Genomic DNA, 16226 nt, shown 5'->3' with positions numbered 1-16226 from the left:
CCTGACGCACACTGTCCGCCAAGGCGATGAGGTGCAATGGATCCCTGTTCATTGCGCAGCAATGAACGCGTGACATTCACACGACAGCTTTCCATGGACACACAGCATCTGCGAACTTTCATCGAGGTCGTGCGCCAAGGCAGTTTCGCTGCGGCGGCTCGCCGGCTGGATCTCGCCTCGTCGCAGGTGACCCGTGCCGTGGCGGCCCTGGAGGCCGAGCTGGGCGCACGGCTGATGCACAGAACCACGCGCAAACTGACGTTGACCGAATCGGGGGCGGCCTACTTCGGACGCGTCAGCCAACTGATGGACGAACTCGACGCCGCCTCGGACGACGTGCGTGTCAGTACGGGCGAGATTTGTGGACTGGTGCGGCTGACCGCGTCGGTGGCACTCGGGCAGAAGCTGGTGTTGCCGCTCTTGAGCAAGCTTCACGCGCAGTATCCCGGCCTCCAGTTGGACATCCGCTTCACGGACATGGTGGTCGACCTGATCGGCCAGCAAGTGGACATCGCACTGCGGCAGAGCCCCACCGTGGATGGATCGCTGATCGGTGTCCGGCTCGCTAAACTTCGCTTTCGCGTCTGCGCAAGCCCCAAGTACATCTCACGGCACGGTCGACCCAAGGTGCCAGCCGAGTTGTCGCACCGCGACTGCTTGCGCTTCGCCCTGCCTGGCTTCCAGAGCGCGTGGTCGTTCAAGGCAAGGGGCGCTCCCGACGCGGACATCGAGGTGGTCGCTATCGGCGGGTGGCTGGCAGCCTCGTCGGCGTTGTCGCTGCTGGAGGCAGCGGTAGACGGACTCGGGCCGGTGTTGCTGGCCGACTGGCTGGTCGACCCCGACATCGCAGCCGGTCGCCTGGTCGATCTGTTTCCGCAGTACGAAGCCACGTCGACCACCTTCGACAACGGCGTCTGGCTGCTGTTCGCCTCGCGCGAGCACCTCCCCCGGCGCGTGCGCGTGGTGGTCGATTTCCTGCGTGAGGAGCTGCAGGCGCTCATCGGTGATTCGAACAAGCTGCCGTTCGTGCCTGCGGCCGACGGCTCGCTCAGGCGCTGAGGCCCGCCTTCACGTCGATCACGAACCGGTAGCGCACATCCTTCTTCACCACGCGATCGAAGGCTTGGGCGATCTGATCCGGTCGGATCAGTTCGATCTCGGCCTGGATGTTGCGCTGGGCGCAGTAGTCCACCACTTGCTGCGTCTCGGCAACGCCGCCGATCAGCGATCCGGCCAGGCTGCGGCGACCCCGGATCAATCCGGCGCCGCGCACTTCCTGCAATGGATCGAACGAACCGAGGTTCACCAAGGTGCCGTCCACTTTCAAGAGGTTCATGAACGGTTGGACCGCATAGGAGCTGGGCACCGTCGCGATCAGCAGGTCGAACTTGCTGGCCAGACGCTGCATGGCAACCGAATCGCTCGGCAGTACGACTTCGCGTGCACCCATGCGCTGCGCGTCCGCGACCTTGCCCGGCGAGGTGGTGAAGACAGTGACATCGGCGCTTCGCGCCACGGCCAACTTCAGCGCCATGTGCCCCAAACCGCCGAGGCCGATGACGCCCACGCGTTGGCCCGCTTCCAGCTTCCAGTGCTGCATCGGCGAGAAGGTCGTCACCCCGGCGCAGAGCAAGGGTGCGGTAGCGGCGAGATCGGCACCTGGAGGAATGGTGATGACAAAGCGCTCGGTGACGACGATGCGTTCCGAATAACCGCCCAGGGTGTGCCCGCCGTGGACCCGGTCGGGCCCGTTGTAGGTCAGCGTGTTGCCGTTCAGGCAGAACTGCTCGATACCGGCCTTGCAGTTGTCGCAGGTGCCGCACGAATTCACCATGCAACCCACGCCCGCCGCGTCACCGACCTTGAAACGGCGAACCTCGTCGCCCACCGCAACGACGCGACCAACGAATTCATGGCCTGGCACCAGCGGATAGGACGGCGGGCCCCAGTCACCACGCGCGATGTGAATGTCGGTGTGGCAGACGCCGCAATACAGAACATCGATCAGGACATCCTTGGGCCCGACCGCGCGGCGCGGGATCTGCAAGGGACCAAGGGCTGCGCCTGCCGCGGCCATACCCCAGGCCCGCACCGACGAAGCGCCCAGGTTCGAGCCGACCGCGGCGGCAGGCGACTGCTGGGCCCGAGCGCTAAGAGGCACACCGCCCAACAGCGGTGCGGCGGCCAGCCCCAAACCCGTGAAAAGGAGCTGGCGCCGTTCTCGCAGCCCCGCACGCCCGTCGTGGTTCGAATCGCCGCACTTGATGCACATGGTCTCGCTCCGTGGATCCGTCTCTCGTGAAAGGGCCCGCTTCAAAATTGCGCACGCCGAACGATTCGCCCAGGTGTGCAAGGGAGTGCCAAGTGTCGGGACGGTGTCACCGGTTGCACAGCAGCGCCGCAGCAGTGGATCGTTGCAAGGCGTGCAGCAATGCATCCCGATCCGGGGCTCGGCGGCGGGCGTTCGACACACGTAGTCGTGCGGCGTCTGTTTTCGAATCCGTTCCCCAACAGACCTCGACCGCCGCTTGAAGAACCGGCTCTCAGCGGTCCTGCGCTGCCGCAGCGTCGGCGACACGCTCGGCCACCCACGCGGCGAAGGCGCGTTCGGCGTCCATGCGGAAGGCGTTGCGCGCCTGATTGCAGGCCCCATGCGCCAGGCGCCGGTGCTTCTGCGTGCGCACGCTGCCCAGGGTGGCGTCGTTGAGGTGCTCGATGGTGGCCGACTCCGGCCGGCCGTGCGGTTCGGCGAAATCCATCGCCAGCCCGCACCAGTGGCAGCGGTCACCGAAGGTCGATCGCAGCGCCTTGACGCTCATGTGTCGAGGTGCGTCGCCAGCGCCGTCAAGGCTTCGCCGACCGGCTGCGCGACCTTCAGCGTCAGCAGTTCGTCCGCCCGCGTGCGGCCGAGGTTGACGGCGGCCACCGGCTTGCCCGCCGAGACGGCGGCCTGGACGAAGCGGAAGCCCGAGTAGACCATCAGCGACGAACCGGCGACCAGTACCGCGTCGGCGGCGGCCAGCGCGTCGAAGGCAGCCTGCACGCGCTCGCGCGGCACGCTCTCGCCGAAGAACACCACGTCGGGCTTGAGCATGCCGCCGCACAGCGGGCAGTCGGGCACGTCGAAGGCGGCGAAGTCCTGGCCTTCGAGGTCGGCGTCGCCGTCCGGTGCGGCGCCCGCCTCCAGTGCGGCCCAGGCGGGATTGCGCGCACGCAATGTCCGCTGCAGTTCTGCGCGCGGCGTGCGCGTCTCGCAGCCGAGGCAGCGCACGGTGTCGATGCGCCCGTGCAGGTCGATGGTGTGGCGGCTGCCGGCGGCCTCGTGCAGGCCGTCGACGTTCTGCGTGAGCAGCATCCCGACACGGCCTGCGGCCTCGAGCCGGGCCAGCGCATGGTGCGCGGCACCGGGCCGTGCGGTCGCCATGGTCGGCCAGCCGACCAGGCTGCGTGCCCAGTAGCGGCGGCGCGTGCGTTCGTCGCCGGTGAAGGCCTGGAAGGTGACCGGCGACGGCCGCTTCCAGTCGCCGTTGACGTCGCGGTAATCGGGGATGCCCGAGTCGGTGCTGCAGCCGGCGCCTGTCAGCACGAAGAGGCGGGGATGGCGCTCGGCGAAATCGGTGAGCGAGGCGGAGGAATCCATGGCGGTGGAGGATACGGCGACGGGCCTTGCCGCGCAGGCGTCGGGGCTCTACCGGAACTGCTTGCGCAGGAAGGGCTTGTGCCGCTCGATGTGCGCGAGTTGCGCCTCGGCGACGAGGCCGCCCAGGTCCACGCCGTCGCCGTTGAGCACCGCGTTGGCCTGCACCAGTGCGCGGGCGACCACCTCCTCCTCGCTGACGCCCACCTGCGCGGCCAGGTCGAGCGCCACGCGCTTCATGGCGCGCTGCGACAGCATCCACATGGCGCCGAAGGCATCCCACGCCGCGGCCGCTTCCTTGAAGCGTTCGCGGTCGGCCAGGATCTCGTTGAGCGGCTTGGCCAGCAGCTCGTTGACCGCGTCGAGCTGCTCGGCCAGTGCCTCATGCTTCGCCTGGGCGTCGCGCAGCGCATCGGCCGCACTGTCGGCCGGCGGTGGTACCGGTGCGGCGAAGCTGCCGTCGGGCTGGGGTCGTGGAATCTGGAGATGGTCGGTCAGGGACATGGCGGTGCCTTTCTTCGTGGGCGATCGGCGATCAGACGCCGGTCAGCGCGCGATAGGCCTCGCGCGTCTTCGGCGACACCGAGGCCAGCGCCATCGCGTGCGAGGTTTGATGGCGCAGCTGGATGCGGGCCGAGGCCACCGCGCGCGAACGGCAGAACCAGTGGCAGGTGTGCTGCATGAGAAAGAGCTCGGCCGACATCGTGAAGGCCTTGGCTTTGGGGCTCTGGCCCGCGACGTTGGCCGCAGCGTCGGCGATGCCGCGCGCATGGATCGCGAAGGCCTCGCGCGCATCGAAGGTCATGGCCGGCAGCAGGCGGTCGACCATCGGAACCGCGATCGGCAGCTTGCTGACGCGCGCCTGCGCCGCGTCGACCTTGGCGAAGTCGCCCGCGAACCGTTCGAACTGCGATGCGAGGCTCTGCTCGCTCTGCGCCAGCAGCGACCAGATCTGCGCCTGCCGTTCTGCGTCGTTCTCGCCCAGGCAGCGCAGGTAGCCCTCGGTCAGCGTCTCCATCAGCTTCTCGATCTGGTAGTGGCCCAGGTGGCCGCTCAGCAGGCGGATGCGGCGGGCCTGGTCCGTGGCCTTGAGCACGTAGAGGCCGATGGCGACGAAGACCACCAGGGTGAAGAATTCCATGCGATGCGAACGACGTTGGTTGGGGACGAACGTCGAGTGTAGTGACCGCGCCGCACACGGCGGCTATACGCCACCGTTGCGCAGCGCGGCCCGTGGCCGTCCTTACTTCGGCAGCAGCACCTTGTCCACCACGTGGATCACGCCGTTCGACTGCACCACGTCGGCGATGGTCACGGTGGCGGTACCGCCCTTCTCGTCGGTGACCATCACCTTGCCGCCGCTGGTCTTGGCGACGAGCGTGCCGCCGGCCACGGTCTTGAACGACGTGGTGCCCTTGCCGTCTTCCATCATCTTCATGAGCATCTTGGCGTCGATCTTGCCCGGCACCACGTGGTAGGTGAGGATGCTTGTCAGCGTGGCCTTGTTCTCGGGCTTGAGCAGCGTGTCGACGGTACCGGCCGGCAGGGCCGCGAAGGCTTCGTTGGTCGGCGCGAAGACCGTGAACGGGCCCGGTCCCTTGAGCGTGTCGACCAGGCCTGCGGCCTTGACCGCGGCGACCAGCGTGGTGTGGTCCTTCGAATTGACCGCGTTGTCGATGATGTCCTTGTTGGCGTACATCGGCGCGCCGCCGACCATCACCTGGGCGTAGGCGGTGACGGCCCCCACCGAGAGCGCGGCGGCGAGCGTGAGGGAAGCGAGGTGCGAGAAATTGCGTGGCATGGATGTCTCCTGTTGGATGTGCCGCCACGGAGATGCGCGGCGACATCCACTCATACGCAGCGGGTCCGCGCCTGGATTCCAACGCGCCGCGCTGCAGCGCTTCGCGCGGCCCTCTCCTACGTCCTAGACCGCTACGCCAGCGGGTTGATCACCCCCGCGGCCGGGATGTTGCCCTGGCCCTTGTGCTTCTCCGTGAAGTTGAAGAGGTCGCTGATCTTGAAGCGGCCATCGGCCGACGGGAGTTCCTCGCCGGGCTTGGGCGGATTGCCCAGCAGGCTCTCGGGGTCGTCCTTCAGCAGGCCGACGAACACCTCCGCGACGATCGCTGCGCCGGTCGGCCCGAGGTGCTGGCTGCCGGCCTTCACCTCGGCTTCCTTGAGCAGATAGAACCACAGCGGCGTGTGTTCGCCGATGTTGAACTTCTTGATCACCGCGCCGCCGGTGCCGCTCTCCAGTTCGGCCTTGGTCAGCAGTGGCATGCCCATGCGGCCGGCCACGGCCTGGCCGGTGGGCAGCTTGTAGTGCATCGAGCCGCGCAGCAGGTTGAGGGCGGCCAGCGGGCGCCCCGTCGGTCCACCGATGATCAACTGGTCGGAGATCGACGCGTCGATCGCCGAGGCCATCTGCGGCGTGCGGCCCAGGTCCGGGAAGAAGCCGCTGAAGTCGAGCAGCCAGTTCGTCGGGTACTGCAGCAGCGGACCGCCAGGCGCCGTAGCAAAGCCGTCGCCGGTGAAGGCGAAGGCCAGACGGAAGTCGGTGCCCGCGGCGAACACGCGGTTGAACTCGTACTTCGAGCGCACCATGCTGTGGCCGAAGCGGTACGCCGCCCCCGAGAACTCGAGCGGAATGAAGGGCTCGGTGGCCAGCTCGCCGGGGCCGATGCGATAGAACTTCAGTTCGGTCATCGCATCGTCGACCGCCTGCTGCCCCACGACGAGCGGCAGGAACTGGTTGAGCAGGATGCGCTGGTAGTGGTGGATCACCAGCCGGCGCACGTCGAGGAAGGACTTCTCCGGGAAGGCCAGGCAGATGGCATTGTGGAAGTGCAGCATCGTGCGGTGCAGCTGCGCGACGATCAGGTTCTCGTCGTTGCGCTTGTCCCCGAGGATGGCCGTCGCATCGCCCTGCAGGAAGCAGGTGCGCGGCAGGTCGTACGCCGCGCCGTCGAGCGCATGCACCTGCGGCAGTTCGGTGCCCGGCCCCGGTCCGGAGTCCTTCACCGGCCCCAGGATGAACTGGTTCGCGTTGGTGTCCGTCTGCCGCCGGTAGAGGAAGGGCTGGTCGCGCGGCCCGGAGCCGTAGAGGCTGTCCAGGTCGAGCGCGGGCGAGCGGAAGTTGACGAGGTCCGCCACATCCACCGCGTTCTCGCCGATGCTGGTCGGATCGAAGGTGATGTCGTGGTCGACGAACTGCCCGAAGTAGGTGAAGCCCGCCGGGATGACGCCGGGCGTCGGGTTGGTCACCGGCGCGTGCATCGCGGCGCCCAGTTCCTCGGCGACCTGTGCATCGGTGGTCGGGCTGCCGGTGGTCCATGGGCTGGTGGACAGCTCGGGAAACAGGAAGCCGAAGCGGCCGGGCTTGACCATGTTGCTGCGCACCGGGTCGGCGTTGGCGGTGCTGTAGCCGTGGCTGCGTGGTGGTGGCAGCGGGGAGGACGAGGCGTGCGATTTACCGGTCGACTTGGTGGCAGGCATGGACGTCGGCGGGGCGGTCTTCTTCATGGCGGGTCTCCTTCGGGATGGGGCGTTCATCGTGGAACTCCGCGTGCTGGCGCGGAGGTGTCGGCCACCCGTGCGGAACGGACGCCGATGCAGCGCAGGCCTCAAGGCGCGAGCGATACCCGCGTGCCCATCGAGGCGTGCCTATTGAAAGCCCATCACCCGATTTGTCCAACGCCTCCACGGCGTGCATCGGCCATAGGCCGACTCCCCGAAAGTCGGGGACCTCCTCTCGCAGAAGTGGTAGTGCTGGCGTGCGCGCAACGCGCGCTGTGACAGCGTGTGTGCGAGCCCTTCAGCCGCGAAGGAGTTCGTTACGACGTGCGGCCGAGGCCATGATCGGACGGCGGCAGGCTCACCCGCGCCCGCAGCCCGCCGCCCTCTCCCGGCAGCAGTTCGAGACGGCCACCGTGGGCCTGCGCCACGCGCTGGACGATGGCCAGCCCCAGCCCGGCCCCCGCCGGCCCGCCGCGCGCATCGCCGGCGCTGCGGCGGAAGGGCTGCTTCAGGCGTTCGGCCTCGGCCGGGTCGATGCCATGGCCCCGGTCGAACACCTCGAACCACGGGCCTTGCGGGCCGCTGCCCGTGGCGATGCGCACCGGCGCGCGTCCGTGTCGCCAGGCGTTCTCGACCAGGTTGACCATGGCGCGGCGCATCGCGGCGGCGCGCAGGGGTGTGGCCGGTACATCGCCCAGGTCCAGGCCCACCTCCCGGCCGTGGTCGGCATTGCTCGCGGCCACGTCGCGTGCCACCGCATCGAGCGAGGTGGGCACCGGCGCCTCGTCGGCCTCGCTGCGTGCGAAGTCCAGAAACTGGCCGACGATGGCATCCATCTCCTCGATGCTGCGGACCATGCTGGCGCTGACCGCCGGTTCGCTGGCCCTCGCCATGATCTCGACGCCCAGGCGCAGTTTCGCCAGCGGCGTGCGCAGGTCATGCGACACGCCGGCGAGCATCAGCGCGCGCTCGCGCTCGGTTTGCTGCAGGCTGCCGACCAAGTGATTGAAGCTGCGGCTCACGGTGGCGATCTCGGTCGGCCCGTCCTCGGGCAAGGGCGGCGGCACCTGGCCGCCGGCCAGCGCACTCGCCGCCTGCACCACCCGCGCCAGCGGCCGGTTGAGCCGTCGCTGGAACCACAGCGCGCCGATCACCGCCAGCAGGCCGCTGCCCGCCGTGACGGCGAGCCAGGCACCGGTGAAGTCGCGTGCCGGCAAGGCGCCGGGCAGTGCGATCCAATGGTCGGTGCCGTCGATGGTCATGCGCACCGCGAGGCCACTGCCGCCCTCGCGCCGCCACACGGCCTCGGTGCCCTGGGACGCGATGCGCGCCGACACCGCCCGCACGAAATTGCGTTCCATCGGCGTGAGCAACGTGCGGGCACGGGCACCCGTCCCCTCACGCTCGGTGGGCAACGCCGCGCGCTGATTGAAACGTTCGATGAAGCCGTTTCGCTCGGCCGCAGGCAAGGCGCGCAACCCGTCGCGCAAGGCATTGACGGTGCGTGCCACGCTGTCGGCCGCCTGCTCGACGCGGGGACGGATCACCATCTGGCGCACCAGCAGCGCGCCGCCCAGTTGCCCCAGCGCGATGAGCGCCACGATCAGCAGCGCGTTGCGGCCCAGCAGGCTGCGCGGGAACAGCCTCATGCGTCGTCGCCCGCGGGTGGGACCGACGCGCGCCCCGCTGCTCGACCGTCGGGCACGAAGACATAGCCCTGGCCCCACACGGTCTGGATGTGCCGTGGCTGGGCCGGGTCGGTTTCGATCAGCCTGCGCAGTCGCATCACCTGCACGTCGATGCTGCGGTCGGTCGCCGCATGGTCGTGACCGTGGGCCAGCACCATGAGGCGGTCGCGGCCCAGCGAACGGTTCGGGTGCTGCGCCAGCGCCTGCAGCAACTTGAATTCGACCGTGCTCAGGGGCACGTCCTCGCCATCGCGTTCGAGCCGGCGCTGCGACAGGTGCAGCGCGTACGCACCGAAGCGCACGGTGCCGGCGTCGGCGGCCGGCCCGGCATGCGCGCCCAGCACGCGCTGCCGCCGGATCAGCGCCTGGATGCGCGCGAGCAGCTCGCGCGGCGTGAAGGGCTTGGGCAGGTAGTCGTCGGCGCCCATCTCCAGGCCGACGATGCGGTCGATGGGGTCGCCGCGCGCCGTGAGCATCAGGATGGGAATGGTCTCGCCCTGTGCGCGGAGGCGGCGGCACAGGGCCAGCCCGTCTTCGCCGGGCATCATCACGTCGAGCACCAGCACATCGAAGCGCTCGCGGGCCAGCAGCCGTTCCACCGGTTGCGCGTCTTCGACGGTGCGCACCACCAGGCCCTGGTCACCCAGGTAACGCTGCAGCAGCGCGCGCAGGTCGGCTTCGTCGTCGGCGATGAGGATGCGGCCCGGTGTGGCGGTCATGACGCGATCGTAGTCGCGGCCCTGCCCACCGTACCGCCACGAAACCATGACAAACGATGACACGCCCGCCCCGGCTGTCATGGCTTGCCACCGACCACGACCGCCGTGACACCCTTTCCCGGCGAGGCGCGGCGACAGTGAGGCCACGGTGCCGCACGGTGTGGCGCCGGCCCTCGAAGGAGTCGTCCCATGACACACGCCCTGTCCATTTCCGCCCTCGGCGCCGCGCTGCTGGTCGCCGGCTTCGCCATCACCACCGACGCCGAAGCGGCCAGCCGCCGCGTCGTGCGCCCCAACGCCGCCGGCGGCACAACCGCCACGGCGGCCGTGGTGCGCCAGGGCCCGTATGGCGGCGGCATCGCCCGCGGCCGCGCTGTCGCGACCGACGGTCAGGGCAACGCCACAGCCGTGCGCGGCGGCGTCGCGCGCGGCCCGAACGGCGGCACGGCTTCGCGCGCCGGCACCAACACACGCAACGCCGACGGCTCGGCCACCCACCAGAGCAGCCTGTCGGCCAGCGGCAGCCAGGGCAGCGTACAGAGCAGCGGCAGCGCCAGCCGCGACGCATCCGGCAACGTGACGCAAAGCCGCAGCACCAGCGCCACCAATGCCGCGACAGGCAACAGCGTGCAGAGCAGCAGTTCGTACAACAGCGACACCGGGCTGACACGCAGCGCGACCTGCTACAACGCCAGCGGCGCCGTCATCGCCTGCCGCTGATTGCCGCACCTGTAGGAGAAGACCATGAAGATCACCCGCTCCATCCACCGTGTTGCACCCGGCGCACTGGCTACCCTGCTGGCGCTGACGAGTGTCGCCGCCTGCGCGCAGGCGCCCGCCGGCCAGCGCGCCGAACGCATGCAGACCGAACTGCGCAAGCGCTTCGGCGCGGCCGACACCAACGTCGACGGCCAGCTCACCCGGGACGAAGCCAGCAAGATGCCATGGGTGTCCAAGAACTTCGATGCCATCGATACCACCCGCAAGGGCAGCGTGACCCTGGCCGAGATCGAGGCCTACGCGATGACGCAGCGCGGTATGCGTCAGGCCGGCAAATAAGGAGCGTTGCATGTCCCTCCATGCCCTCGGCGAATCGCTGGGCGCCGACGCCCTGCGCTGGCTGGCGCTGCTGCCGCTGGTGGTGATCGGCATCGCCACGCTCGAAGGGCTGGTGCACTCCTTCTGGCTGCGCCGCGCCTACGACTGGCGCGCCTTCGCCGCGTCGATCGCCGATGCGCTGGGCCGTCGTGCCATCGATGCGCTCGGCCTCTCGCTGGCCACGCCGCTCCTGCTGTGGGCCCACGAGCACCGCCTGCAGACGCTGGCGCTCTCGACGCCGCTGGCCTTCGGGCTGCTCTTCGTCGGGCAGGAGTTCTTCTACTACTGGTACCACCGCAGCGCGCACCGGGTGCGCTGGTTCTGGGCCACGCACGCGGTGCACCACTCGCCCAACGAGCTCACGCTGGCGGCGGCGATGCGCCTGGGCTGGACCGGCAAGCTCACCGGCACCGCCCTCTTCTTCACGCCGCTGGTGTGGCTGGGCTTTCCGCCGAATGCGGTGCTCGCGAGCGTGGCGCTCAACCTGCTCTACCAGTTCTGGCTGCATGCGCCGTGGATGCCGCGCCTCGGCCCGCTCGAATGGGTGCTGAACACGCCGACCCACCACAAGGTGCACCACGCCTCGAACACCGAGTACCTCGACTGCAACTACGGCGGTGTGCTGATCATCTTCGACCGGCTCTTCGGCACCTTCGTCGACGAGCGGGCCGAGGTGCCGATCCGCTACGGCCTGACGACGCCGCTGCGCACGCACAACCCGCTGCGCATCGCCTTCCACGAATGGCTGAACCTGGGGCGTGATCTGTGGGCGGCGCGCGGCTGGCGCGCCCGGCTGCTGACCGTGTTCGGCCCACCGGGAGCCCGACCATGAAATGGAGGACGCATGCCGCCGCGGCGATGCTGCTCGCCCTCTTCGCCTTCGGAGCCCAGGCGGCACTGCCTGACGACATCCGCCGCCTCGACGACCTGCCCTACGGCCCCGACGCCCGCCAGCGCATGGACATCTTCCTGCCGGCCGCGCCGCAGCGCGCGCCGATGCTGCTGATGGTGCACGGCGGTGCATGGATGGTCGGCGACAAGTCGATGTCGCGCGTGATCGACGCCAAGGTCGCGCACTGGGTCGGCGAGCGCGGCTACATCGTGGTGTCGATCAACTACCGCATGGTGCCGGACATCGATGTGCAAGCACAGGCCCGCGACGTCGCCCGTGCGCTGGCGGCGGTCCAGGCCCGCGCCGGCGAATGGGGCGGCGACGCCTCGCGCGTGGTGCTGATGGGCCACTCGGCCGGCGCACACCTGGTGGCGCTGCTGAGTGCCGACCCGACGCGGGCCGCTGCCGAGGGGGCGGGGCCGTGGCGCGGCACGGTGGTGCTGGACTCTGCCGCCATCGACACGGTCGCGCTGATGTCGCGCCGGCACCTGCGCTTCTACGACCGCGTGTTCGGCGCCGACCCGGCCTACTGGCGCAGCGTGTCGCCGACCGCCGCGTTCACGCCGCGCGCCGTGCCGACGCTGGTCGTGTGCTCGACGCTGCGCCGCGACGATTCGTGCGGCCAGGCGAAGGTGTTCGTCGACCGCGCCCGGGCCCTGGGCGCAACCTCCGAGCTGTTGCCGCAGGCACTCGACCACGCAAGCGTCAACGGCGAACTTGGCCTGCCGGGTGCGTACACCGCATCGGTCGACGCCTTCATCGACCGGCTCCTGGCCGCCCGCTGACGCCGGACCTTACTTGCGCAGCCCCTGCAGCTTGGCGAAGGCGCTCGCCATCTGCCCCGCAGGTTGCGGCGCGTTATCGCGGCGCGCGCCCTGCTGCTGGCCGCGGCCCGCGCCCTCGAAGCGGTTCTCGCGCGGGCCGTCGCGGCGCGCGGGGGCCGCGTCGAGCCGCATCGACAGCCCGATGCGCTTGCGGGCCACGTCGACTTCCATCACCTTGACACGCACGATGTCGCCGGTCTTGACGATCTCGCGCGCGTCCTCGACGAACTTGTTGGCGAGCTGGCTCACGTGCACCAGGCCGTCCTGGTGCACGCCCAGATCGATGAAGGCGCCGAACTGCGCGACGTTGCTCACGGTGCCTTCGAGGATCATCCCTTCCTTGAGGTCGGCGATGTCGTCGACGCCGTCGTTGAAACGCGCCACCTTGAAGTCCGGGCGCGGGTCGCGGCCGGGCTTCTCGAGTTCGCCCAGAATGTCCTTGACCGTGATAACGCCGAACTTCTCGTTGGCGAACAGTTCGGGCCGCAGCGTCTTGAGCATCTCGGCGCGGCCCATCAGCTCTGCGATGGGCTTGCCGGTCTTGGCCATGATCTGCTCGACCACCGGGTAGGTTTCCGGGTGCACGCCGGTCACGTCGAGCGGGTTGCTGCCGCCGCGCACGCGCAGGAAGCCGGCACTCTGCTCGAAGGCCTTGGGGCCGAAGCCGGTCACTTCGAGCAGTTGCTTGCGCGTCGCGAAGGCGCCGTTGGCCTCGCGCCAACGCACCACCGCCTTGGCCACGCTAGCCGACAGGCCCGACACGCGCGACAGCAACGGCACGCTGGCCGTGTTGAGGTCGACGCCCACGGAGTTCACGCAGTCTTCCACCACCGCGACCAGCGTGCGCGCGAGCTCGCTCTGGTTCACGTCGTGCTGGTACTGGCCGACGCCGATCGACTTCGGGTCGATCTTCACCAGCTCGGCCAGCGGGTCCTGCAGGCGGCGCGCGATGCTGGCGGCGCCGCGCAGGCTCACGTCCACATCGGGCATCTCCTGCGAGGCGAATTCGCTGGCGGAATAGACCGAGGCGCCGGCCTCGCTCACCACCACCTTGTCGATGGCCATCGGCGGTGCGCCGGCCTGCTCGGCCATCTTCGCGAGCAGCTTGATCAGGTCGCCGGCCAGCTTGTCGGTCTCGCGGCTGGCGGTGCCGTTGCCGATGGCGATGAGGTTCACGCCGTGCTTGGCGCACAGCTTGCCCAGCGTGTGCAGCGAACCTTCCCAGTCCTTGCGCGGCTCGTGCGGGAACACGGTGGCGGTCTCGACCAGCTTGCCGGTCGCATCGACCACCGCGACCTTCACGCCGGTGCGGATGCCGGGGTCCAGCCCCAGCACCACGCGCGGGCCGGCGGGCGCGGCCAGCAGCAGGTCGCGCAGGTTGTCGGCAAAGACCTTGATGGCGACCTTCTCGGCCTCTTCGCGCAGACGGGTGAACAGGTCGCGCTCGGTCGAGAGCGCGAGCTTCACGCGCCAGGTCCAGGCCACGCACTTGCGGATCAGGTCGTCGGCCTTGCGGGCCGAATGGCTCCATCCGAGATGCAAGGCGATCTTGCCTTCGGCGATGGACGGCTTGCCCGGCTCGGGTTCGACCGGCAGCACCAGCTTGGCATCGAGGATGTCGAGCGCGCGGCCACGGAATACGGCCAGTGCGCGGTGCGACGGCACGCGGCCGATCGGCTCGTCGTAGTCGAAGTAGTCGCGGAACTTGGCGACGTCGGCGTTGTTCTCGTCCTTGCCCGCCATCAGCGTCGACTTGAGCAGGCCCTCGGCCCACAGCCATTCGCGCAGGCGCTGCACCAGCGCCGCGTCTTCGGCCCAGCGCTCCGACAGGATGTCGCGCACGCCGTCGAGCACGGCCGGCACGGTGGAGAAGTCGGCGCCGGGCTTGCCGTCGTCGAGCGTCTCGGGCGGTTTGAGAAAGGCCTGCGCCTCGACGGCCGGGTCGAGCGTCGGGTCGGCGAAGAGCCTGTCGGCCAGCGGTTCGATGCCGAACTCGCGCGCGATCTGGCCCTTGGTGCGGCGCTTCTGCTTGAAGGGCAGGTAGAGGTCTTCCAGCTCCTGCTTGGTGGTCACGTTCGCGATGGCGGCTCGCAGCGCGTCGGTCAGCTTGCCCTGTTCGTCGATGCTCTTGAGTACCGCGCCACGGCGGTCGTCGAGCTCGCGCAGGTACGACAGGCGCGCCTCGAGTTCGCGCAACTGGATGTCGTCGAGGCCATCAGTCACTTCCTTGCGGTAGCGGGCAATGAAGGGCACCGTGGCACCGCCGTCGAGCAGCTCGATGGCCGCCTTCACCTGGTGCTCGCCGACCTTGATCTCGGCGGCGAGCTGGCGAATGATTTTCTGCATGTTCGAATGAGTCCCTGGGGCGCAATGAAGCGCGGAAGTTTGCCATAGGCCTCCGGGGGCGCGGGGTCGTGATCGCAGGCGCCTACCGGCTCTCTCTAGGTGAAGACGGTGTCACCGGCCCCGAGCAAGGGCGGACGCGTCAGGTCCTGGTCGATGCCCATGACCTCGCTGGCGCGTTCGACGGCCTGCCAGAGCGGCGCGGGCATCTTGAGAATGTCTTCGGGCGAGTTCGCGCGCGCAATCCAGTCGCCGATCTGGCGGTGCTGCTCAGGGGTGAGCAGGTCGAGGTTCAGCATCTCGTCGATGGTCTTCATTGGGGGGAGTAGAACAGTGGCGTGTCAATGGGCTCATCAGCGAACGCCGATGGCGGGGGGTATGGCCATCGTGCCGCAAAATCCGGCCGATGACCGATCTGCCCCTCAGCACCGCCGCCGAACGCAACAAGCAACCCATTCTCGACGCCCTGCGCGAGCTGCTGGGCGAGCGCGGTAACGCCCTCGAGATCGCCTCCGGCACGGGCCAGCATGCGGTGTGGTTCGCCGCGGGGCTGGAGGCGTGGATCTGGCACCCCAGCGATGTCGATGCCCAAGCGCTGCCGGCGATCGCCGCCCGGATCGCGCAGAGCGGCCTGCCCAATCTGCGGCCGCCGGTGCGGCTGGACGTCATGTCGGCGCCGTGGCCCGCCGCGGATGCCCCCTTCGCCGAGCGCTTCGACGCCATCTTCTGCGCCAACATGCTGCACATCGCCCCGCCCGCCACGTGCGCCGCGCTCATGCAGGGTGCGGTCCGCCATCTGCAGCCGGGCGGTGTGCTGATCACCTATGGACCTTATCTGGAGGACGGTCCGGTCGCGCCGAGCAATGAGGCCTTCGATCGGAGCCTGCGGGCGCGTGATCCGGCCTGGGGCATCCGCAGGCTGGACAACGTGGTGCGCGAAGCGGCCCAGGCGGGCCTCGCGCTGCGCGCACGGCGTCCGATGCCGGCGAACAACCTGTTGCTCGTGTTCGGCGGCGCCGCGGTGGCCTAGCGCTTTTTCCAGGTTCGCCCGTCCACGGAGCGGTAGGTGCCGCCCGTGGCACAGCATCCGCCCGCGCCGATGGCCATGCGGCCGAGCGTGACGGTCAGGACGCCGGCGTCGAACGACAGGGACTGGCGTTGGCACACGGTCCAGAACGGGTAGAACTCGGGCGCCAGAACACTGACCCAGCGGACGCCGCCCTCTTCCCGGCGCTCGACCCGGTACACCTCGCAGTCGTGCAGCACCAGGAACGTAGGTTCACCGGCCAGCCGGCCCTGAAAGACGCGCTCGGCAGGCGCTTCGCGCGTGGCGATGGCCTCCTTGCTCATCAAGGGATCGGAAGGCGTCGCCGTGAACGGTTGGAGGTCGCAACCCGACAGGCTGCCCAACGCCAGCAGCCAACCCAAGGCACGACACAGTTTCGCGGTCATGGCCTCGAGCATGCCACCGCTGCCGGCAGCGACATCGGCGCCCGCAGCCCCTGCCCG

At 69.2% G+C, this 16226-nt stretch carries 18 protein-coding genes; 6 read left to right on the top strand and 12 right to left on the bottom strand.

The features are described from left to right. Positions 1 to 93 precede the first annotated feature (93 nt). Entirely contained in the window at positions 94 to 1059 is a 966-nt protein-coding gene (locus QTH86_RS02175) for a LysR family transcriptional regulator (protein ID WP_286646301.1), read from the top strand. Here QTH86_RS02175 and QTH86_RS02170 read toward each other — a convergent pair. From QTH86_RS02170 to ompR, 9 genes are all read right to left on the bottom strand, one after another. Further along, positions 1049 to 2272 carry an NAD(P)-dependent alcohol dehydrogenase gene (locus QTH86_RS02170; protein WP_286646302.1) on the bottom strand — a complete coding sequence of 408 codons (1224 nt, stop codon included), beginning with the start codon at positions 2270 to 2272 and terminating at the stop codon, positions 1049 to 1051. The genes QTH86_RS02175 and QTH86_RS02170 overlap by 11 nt on opposite strands. 271 nt (positions 2273 to 2543) lie before the next feature. Further along, a complete protein-coding gene (locus QTH86_RS02165) occupies positions 2544 to 2819 on the bottom strand; it encodes a hypothetical protein (RefSeq protein ID WP_286646303.1) in 276 nt (91 codons plus the stop codon). Further along, on the bottom strand, positions 2816 to 3640 hold the full coding sequence (locus QTH86_RS02160; protein ID WP_444813539.1) for an NAD-dependent protein deacetylase: 825 nt from the start codon (positions 3638 to 3640) through the stop codon (positions 2816 to 2818). Before QTH86_RS02160 ends, QTH86_RS02165 begins: the two co-directional genes overlap by 4 nt. Positions 3641 to 3688: 48 nt before the next feature. Further along, the gene (locus tag QTH86_RS02155; RefSeq protein WP_286646304.1) at positions 3689 to 4141 is read right to left on the bottom strand and encodes a hypothetical protein; all 453 of its coding nucleotides are present in this window, start codon (positions 4139 to 4141) and stop codon (positions 3689 to 3691) included. Positions 4142 to 4172: 31 nt separating this feature from the next. After that, on the bottom strand, positions 4173 to 4778 hold the full coding sequence (locus QTH86_RS02150) for a hypothetical protein (RefSeq protein WP_286646305.1): 606 nt from the start codon (positions 4776 to 4778) through the stop codon (positions 4173 to 4175). 102 nt (positions 4779 to 4880) lie between these two features. Then, entirely contained in the window at positions 4881 to 5438 is a 558-nt protein-coding gene (locus tag QTH86_RS02145; protein ID WP_286646306.1) for a fasciclin domain-containing protein, read from the bottom strand. Between the two features lie 131 nt (positions 5439 to 5569). Then, positions 5570 to 7159 (bottom strand): peroxidase family protein, encoded by a 1590-nt coding sequence (locus QTH86_RS02140; RefSeq protein WP_286646307.1) that lies wholly within the window; start codon positions 7157 to 7159, stop codon positions 5570 to 5572. A gap of 311 nt (positions 7160 to 7470) precedes the next feature. Continuing rightward, entirely contained in the window at positions 7471 to 8802 is a 1332-nt protein-coding gene (locus tag QTH86_RS02135; protein WP_286646308.1) for an ATP-binding protein, read from the bottom strand. Then, on the bottom strand, positions 8799 to 9560 hold the full coding sequence (gene ompR, locus QTH86_RS02130; RefSeq protein ID WP_286646309.1) for an osmolarity response regulator transcription factor OmpR: 762 nt from the start codon (positions 9558 to 9560) through the stop codon (positions 8799 to 8801). The genes QTH86_RS02135 and ompR overlap by 4 nt, the downstream gene beginning before the upstream one ends. A 189-nt stretch (positions 9561 to 9749) precedes the next feature. Here ompR and QTH86_RS02125 point away from each other — a divergent pair, with 189 nt between their 5' ends. From QTH86_RS02125 to QTH86_RS02110, 4 genes are read left to right on the top strand one after another with little or no spacing between them, the layout of a single operon-like run. Continuing rightward, positions 9750 to 10280: a hypothetical protein gene (locus QTH86_RS02125; protein ID WP_286646310.1), complete on the top strand. Its 531-nt coding sequence runs from the start codon at positions 9750 to 9752 to the stop codon at positions 10278 to 10280. A 24-nt stretch (positions 10281 to 10304) separates the two neighbouring features. Beyond that, a complete protein-coding gene (locus QTH86_RS02120) occupies positions 10305 to 10619 on the top strand; it encodes an EF-hand domain-containing protein (protein ID WP_286646311.1) in 315 nt (104 codons plus the stop codon). Between the two features lie 10 nt (positions 10620 to 10629). Further along, positions 10630 to 11490 (top strand): sterol desaturase family protein, encoded by an 861-nt coding sequence (locus QTH86_RS02115; protein ID WP_286646312.1) that lies wholly within the window; start codon positions 10630 to 10632, stop codon positions 11488 to 11490. Next, entirely contained in the window at positions 11487 to 12335 is an 849-nt protein-coding gene (locus QTH86_RS02110) for an alpha/beta hydrolase (protein ID WP_286646313.1), read from the top strand. The genes QTH86_RS02115 and QTH86_RS02110 overlap by 4 nt, the downstream gene beginning before the upstream one ends. A gap of 9 nt (positions 12336 to 12344) precedes the next feature. Here the strand turns inward: QTH86_RS02110 and QTH86_RS02105 are convergent, their stop codons facing one another. Together QTH86_RS02105 and QTH86_RS02100 are read right to left on the bottom strand one after the other, a co-directional pair. Next, positions 12345 to 14720 carry a Tex family protein gene (locus QTH86_RS02105; RefSeq protein WP_286646314.1) on the bottom strand — a complete coding sequence of 792 codons (2376 nt, stop codon included), beginning with the start codon at positions 14718 to 14720 and terminating at the stop codon, positions 12345 to 12347. A 95-nt stretch (positions 14721 to 14815) separates the two neighbouring features. Further along, entirely contained in the window at positions 14816 to 15034 is a 219-nt protein-coding gene (locus QTH86_RS02100) for a hypothetical protein (protein ID WP_286646315.1), read from the bottom strand. A gap of 89 nt (positions 15035 to 15123) precedes the next feature. On the opposite strand from QTH86_RS02100, the gene QTH86_RS02095 reads away from it, so the two are divergent. Beyond that, on the top strand, positions 15124 to 15747 hold the full coding sequence (locus tag QTH86_RS02095) for a DUF938 domain-containing protein (RefSeq protein WP_286646316.1): 624 nt from the start codon (positions 15124 to 15126) through the stop codon (positions 15745 to 15747). Here the strand turns inward: QTH86_RS02095 and QTH86_RS02090 are convergent. Further along, positions 15744 to 16181, bottom strand: coding sequence for a hypothetical protein (locus QTH86_RS02090; RefSeq protein ID WP_286646317.1), 438 nt, complete (start codon positions 16179 to 16181; stop codon positions 15744 to 15746). The two genes, QTH86_RS02095 and QTH86_RS02090, sit on opposite strands and share 4 nt — an antisense overlap. Positions 16182 to 16226 lie beyond the last annotated feature (45 nt).

The sequence above is a fragment of the Variovorax sp. J2L1-78 genome (assembly GCF_030317205.1).
GTDB classification, from domain to species: Bacteria; Pseudomonadota; Gammaproteobacteria; order Burkholderiales; family Burkholderiaceae_C; genus Variovorax; species Variovorax arabinosiphilus.
The sequence above is the reverse complement of the archived record's forward strand: the minus strand, read 5'-3'. Positions and strand labels throughout refer to the sequence as shown.

What these genes read in the sequence shown, in the direction of transcription:
- ompR (WP_286646309.1), bottom strand. Translation starts at nt 9,560, where the DNA reads ATGACCGCCACACCGGGCCGCATCCTCATCGCCGACGACGAAGCCGAC.
- QTH86_RS02120 (WP_286646311.1), top strand. Translation starts at nt 10,305, where the DNA reads ATGAAGATCACCCGCTCCATCCACCGTGTTGCACCCGGCGCACTGGCT.
- QTH86_RS02145 (WP_286646306.1), bottom strand. Translation starts at nt 5,438, where the DNA reads ATGCCACGCAATTTCTCGCACCTCGCTTCCCTCACGCTCGCCGCCGCG.
- QTH86_RS02160 (WP_444813539.1), bottom strand. Translation starts at nt 3,640, where the DNA reads ATGGATTCCTCCGCCTCGCTCACCGATTTCGCCGAGCGCCATCCCCGC.
- QTH86_RS02150 (WP_286646305.1), bottom strand. Translation starts at nt 4,778, where the DNA reads ATGGAATTCTTCACCCTGGTGGTCTTCGTCGCCATCGGCCTCTACGTG.
- QTH86_RS02090 (WP_286646317.1), bottom strand. Translation starts at nt 16,181, where the DNA reads ATGCTCGAGGCCATGACCGCGAAACTGTGTCGTGCCTTGGGTTGGCTG.
- QTH86_RS02170 (WP_286646302.1), bottom strand. Translation starts at nt 2,272, where the DNA reads ATGTGCATCAAGTGCGGCGATTCGAACCACGACGGGCGTGCGGGGCTG.
- QTH86_RS02175 (WP_286646301.1), top strand. Translation starts at nt 94, where the DNA reads ATGGACACACAGCATCTGCGAACTTTCATCGAGGTCGTGCGCCAAGGC.
- QTH86_RS02100 (WP_286646315.1), bottom strand. Translation starts at nt 15,034, where the DNA reads ATGAAGACCATCGACGAGATGCTGAACCTCGACCTGCTCACCCCTGAG.
- QTH86_RS02125 (WP_286646310.1), top strand. Translation starts at nt 9,750, where the DNA reads ATGACACACGCCCTGTCCATTTCCGCCCTCGGCGCCGCGCTGCTGGTC.
- QTH86_RS02115 (WP_286646312.1), top strand. Translation starts at nt 10,630, where the DNA reads ATGTCCCTCCATGCCCTCGGCGAATCGCTGGGCGCCGACGCCCTGCGC.
- QTH86_RS02105 (WP_286646314.1), bottom strand. Translation starts at nt 14,720, where the DNA reads ATGCAGAAAATCATTCGCCAGCTCGCCGCCGAGATCAAGGTCGGCGAG.
- QTH86_RS02155 (WP_286646304.1), bottom strand. Translation starts at nt 4,141, where the DNA reads ATGTCCCTGACCGACCATCTCCAGATTCCACGACCCCAGCCCGACGGC.
- QTH86_RS02110 (WP_286646313.1), top strand. Translation starts at nt 11,487, where the DNA reads ATGAAATGGAGGACGCATGCCGCCGCGGCGATGCTGCTCGCCCTCTTC.
- QTH86_RS02140 (WP_286646307.1), bottom strand. Translation starts at nt 7,159, where the DNA reads ATGAAGAAGACCGCCCCGCCGACGTCCATGCCTGCCACCAAGTCGACC.
- QTH86_RS02135 (WP_286646308.1), bottom strand. Translation starts at nt 8,802, where the DNA reads ATGAGGCTGTTCCCGCGCAGCCTGCTGGGCCGCAACGCGCTGCTGATC.
- QTH86_RS02165 (WP_286646303.1), bottom strand. Translation starts at nt 2,819, where the DNA reads ATGAGCGTCAAGGCGCTGCGATCGACCTTCGGTGACCGCTGCCACTGG.
- QTH86_RS02095 (WP_286646316.1), top strand. Translation starts at nt 15,124, where the DNA reads ATGACCGATCTGCCCCTCAGCACCGCCGCCGAACGCAACAAGCAACCC.